5 protein-coding genes are annotated in these 3,564 nt (G+C 70.3%); 2 read left to right on the top strand and 3 right to left on the bottom strand.

The window, feature by feature from the left end; genetic code table 11:
* From JWQ91_RS07235 to JWQ91_RS07225, 3 genes are all read right to left on the bottom strand, one after another.
* Positions 1 to 1,099 (bottom strand): BTAD domain-containing putative transcriptional regulator (locus JWQ91_RS07235; RefSeq protein WP_297782189.1); only part of this gene is annotated, 1,099 nt, incomplete at its 3' end.
* 52 nt (positions 1,100 to 1,151) lie between these two features.
* Positions 1,152 to 1,403 carry a DUF4242 domain-containing protein gene (locus tag JWQ91_RS07230; protein ID WP_297782188.1) on the bottom strand — a complete coding sequence of 84 codons (252 nt, stop codon included), beginning with the start codon at positions 1,401 to 1,403 and terminating at the stop codon, positions 1,152 to 1,154.
* 173 nt (positions 1,404 to 1,576) lie between these two features.
* Positions 1,577 to 1,903: an antibiotic biosynthesis monooxygenase gene (locus JWQ91_RS07225; RefSeq protein WP_297782187.1), complete on the bottom strand. Its 327-nt coding sequence runs from the start codon at positions 1,901 to 1,903 to the stop codon at positions 1,577 to 1,579.
* A gap of 34 nt (positions 1,904 to 1,937) precedes the next feature.
* On the opposite strand from JWQ91_RS07225, the gene JWQ91_RS07220 reads away from it, so the two are divergent.
* Positions 1,938 to 2,456 carry a GNAT family N-acetyltransferase gene (locus tag JWQ91_RS07220; protein ID WP_297782186.1) on the top strand — a complete coding sequence of 173 codons (519 nt, stop codon included), beginning with the start codon at positions 1,938 to 1,940 and terminating at the stop codon, positions 2,454 to 2,456.
* 19 nt (positions 2,457 to 2,475) lie between these two features.
* Positions 2,476 to 3,564 (top strand): redox-regulated ATPase YchF, encoded by a 1,089-nt coding sequence (ychF, locus tag JWQ91_RS07215; protein WP_297782185.1) that lies wholly within the window; start codon positions 2,476 to 2,478, stop codon positions 3,562 to 3,564.

The raw sequence follows: 3,564 nt of genomic DNA, 5'->3' as shown, positions 1-3,564 counted from the left end.
ACGTCATGATCCTGGCCTCGGTGCCGGGGGAGCCGGTGGCCAGGTCGAGCGCCTCGGTCAGCCACTGCTCGGCCCGGTCGTAGCGCCCACGGAGGAAGTCGACGAAGCCGAGCTCCGTGCGGGCCTGGGCGACCTCGACGCGGAGCCCGTGCTCCTGCGCGATCTCCCCGGCACGGTGGGCGATCGCCAGGCCCTCCTCGTCGTGGCCGCGCAGGGAGTGGATCAGCGCCTCGGCGAGCGCGAGCCGGGCACGGACCCGCAGGCGGCTCGAGGTGGCCCGGTCGGACAGCTGCGCGGCCGCCCGCAGCGAGGACAGTCCCGATGACGTCGCGCCGGCCGACACCGCCGCCACCCCCGCCTCCAGGGTCGCGGCGATCGAGTCGTCGTCCACGGCCTCACGACTGCGCGGCAGCTCCTCCTGGAGTGCGAAGTCGACGGCCGGTCCCGGGGCGATGCCGAGCTCGCGCGCCCAGGTCTGACGACACGCGTCGTACTGACGGGTCGCCGCCGCCTGGTCGCCGCTGCGCCGGTAGAGCCGGATCAGCAAGGCCTGGTGGTTCTCGTCGAGCGGGCTCATCGTCGCGGCGCGGACCGCGTAGTCGATCGCCCGGTCGGTCTGCCCGCGGGACATCGAACCCAGTGCGGCCTCGTGCAGGATCGCCTCCGAGGCCGCCGCGAACTGCCGGCGCCGGGACAGCAGCCAGGTCTCGAACACCGGTGCGCCGCGGATCGGCGAGCCCTCGAGCAGCTCGGTCCCGAGCCCCGGCAGCGTGACCGCCTGCTCCCACGTGCCGTGGGTCAGGACGTCGACGTCGACCACGACGTCGTCCGCGAGTCGTAGGACCACGGGGTCACCGTCGACCGAGCTGCCCTCGCCGACGCCTCGACGTACCTCGGCGAGGCTCCAGCGCAGGGCGCGGATCGGGTCGTCGGCCTCGTCGAACAGCAGGCCGGCGAGCTGGCTGCGGCTCGGCGGCCGGTCGCTCAGCACCAGGTAGGCCAGCACGGCCCAGCTCTTGCGGCTGCGGAACTGGTAGGCGTCGCCGTGCGACGTCCGCTTGATGCTCGGACGTCCGAGAAGATGGACGGCGGTGCTCATGCTGGGGCAAATTCTGCCACCGACCGCCGCCCATCTCGAGCCTCCGGACGGATCAGGAGAACTCCTTCACGGGATAGATCTCGTCGGCGACGAGCCCGTGTGCCTCCCGGTGCACGGTGTTGGCGGTCTCGGCGTCGGGGGACTCGACCAGGCAGAAGATCTTGCCGGCCTCCTCGTCGACCCAGGCCTTGAGATAGCTGACGCCGAACTTCTCCTGCGTCTGCAGATCCGCCGCGTGGGCGCCGGCGACATCGTCCGCCGACACGCCGCCCTCGACGTTGTGCACATCCATGAAGAGCGCCATGGTGCGTTCCTTCCTGTGGTGGACCCGACCGGTTGCCGGGCCGTTCACCCCATCGAACCGAGCCCCCGTTTGACCCCGCGTGTGACTCCACCCCGATTCCGCGAGTGGCGCAGAATGAAGTTTTCGAGACGGCGTGTCGTCCAGAACTGCGCCACTCGGGGACGGGTTTGAGGTCAGCCCGCCGAGCCGCCGGCGATCTCGTAGCTCCACAGCTCGCTGTGGCTCGACACCGGCCTGGGCGCGTCGCCGCCGGCACGCTCGACGGCGGAGCGGTGACCCTCGGCGAACCCCGGTGAGCTGACCCACGCCTGGAACGAGTCCTCGTCGGCCCAGCGGGTCACGACGAGCCACTGCTCACGGTCGTCGGTCGGCTTGAGCAGCTCGAATCCCTGGAACCCCTCGGCGCCGTCGACGGCACCCGCGCGGGCCGCGAAGCGGTGGGCGAGCTCGTCGCCGGATCCGGCGGGGACGGTGATGGCGTTGATCTTGATGACGGTCATGGCCGCGAGCCTAGCCACCTGATAGGAACGGAGGATGACCATCGAGACCGACCGCCTGATCCTGCGGCCGTTCGACGCCGACGACGCCGACTTCCTGTTCGACATGTTCCGGCGGCCCGAGGTGGCGCAGTGGAGCGGCACGGGGGCCGCGATGGTCCACCGTGACGAGGCCGTCGCCCGGATCGCCCGCCAGCCCGAGCGCGCCGGTGACCATCCCGCCGCCGGGATCTTCCACGTCTCGTTGCGCGGGGGAGGGCCGCTGGGGATGGTCATGGTCGTGCCGATCCCGAGCAGCGCGACGTACGACCGACGCGACATGGAGATCGGCTGGAACTTTCACCCGGACGCGTGGGGCCAGGGCTACGCGACCGAGGCGGCGACGGCGCTCGTCGACCGGGCGTTCGCCGCGGGCATCCCCGAGCTGTACGCCGTGACCGACCTCGACAACGCCGCGTCGCAGGGGGTCTGCCGCCGGCTCGGGATGGTCGACCTCGGGCTGCGGCGGGACTGGTACGACCTCGAGCTCCGGGCGTTTCGCCTCGACCCCCCCTGAGCACGTAGGATCGTCCCTCGTGGCTCTCAGCATCGGCATCGTCGGACTCCCCAACGCGGGCAAGTCGACCCTCTTCAACGCACTGACCAAGAACAACGTCCTCGCAGCGAACTACCCGTTCGCGACGATCGAGCCGAACGTCGGCGTCGTCGGCGTCCCCGACCACCGGCTCGGCAAGCTCGCCGAGATCTTCGGCTCGGAGAAGCAGCTCCCCGCGACGGTCCAGTTCGTCGACATTGCCGGCATCGTCCGTGGCGCTTCCGAGGGCGAGGGCATGGGCAACAAGTTCCTGTCCCACATCCGCGAGTCCGACGCCCTGTGCCAGGTGACCCGCGTGTTCCGCGACGAGGACGTCACCCACGTCGACGGCGACGTCAACCCTGCCAACGACATCGAGACGATCTCGATCGAGCTGGCCCTGGCCGACCTGCAGACCATCGAGAACGCGCTGCCGCGCCTCGACAAGGAGTCCCGCAAGGACAAGTCGCTCGTCGCGCCGTTCGAGGAGGCCAAGAAGGCCAAGGACGCGCTCGAGGCCGGTACCGGCGTGCTGAAGGCCGGGCTCGACCTCGACCTGCTGCGCGACCTGCACCTGATGACGGCCAAGAAGTTCGTGTACGTCTTCAACTGCGACCTGGACGAGCTCAGCGACGAGGACCTCAAGTCCCGCATGCGCGAGCTCGTCGCCCCGTCCGAGGCGATCTTCCTCGACGCCAAGTCCGAGGCAGAGCTGGTCGAGCTGGGCGACGACGAGGACGCCGAGATCATGCGCGCCGAGATGCTCGCCGACATGGGCGTCGAGGAGCCCGGGCTCGATGCGCTGGCCCGCGTCGGCTTCGACACCCTCGGCCTGCAGACGTACCTCACCGCCGGCCCCAAGGAGTCGCGCGCCTGGACGATCCCCCAGGGCGCCACGGCTCCCCAGGCGGCCGGCGTCATCCACACCGACTTCGAGCGCGGCTTCATCAAGGCCGAGATCGTGTCGTTCGACGACCTCGTCGAGGCCGGCTCGATGAACGCCGCCAAGGCCGTCGGCAAGGTGCGCATGGAGGGCAAGGACTACGTCATGGCCGACGGCGACGTGGTGGAGTTCCGCTTCAACGTCTGA

The sequence above is a fragment of the Aeromicrobium sp. genome (assembly GCF_025965075.1).
GTDB lineage: Bacteria > Actinomycetota > Actinomycetes > Propionibacteriales > Nocardioidaceae > Aeromicrobium.
The sequence above is the reverse complement of the archived record's forward strand: the minus strand, read 5'-3'. Positions and strand labels throughout refer to the sequence as shown.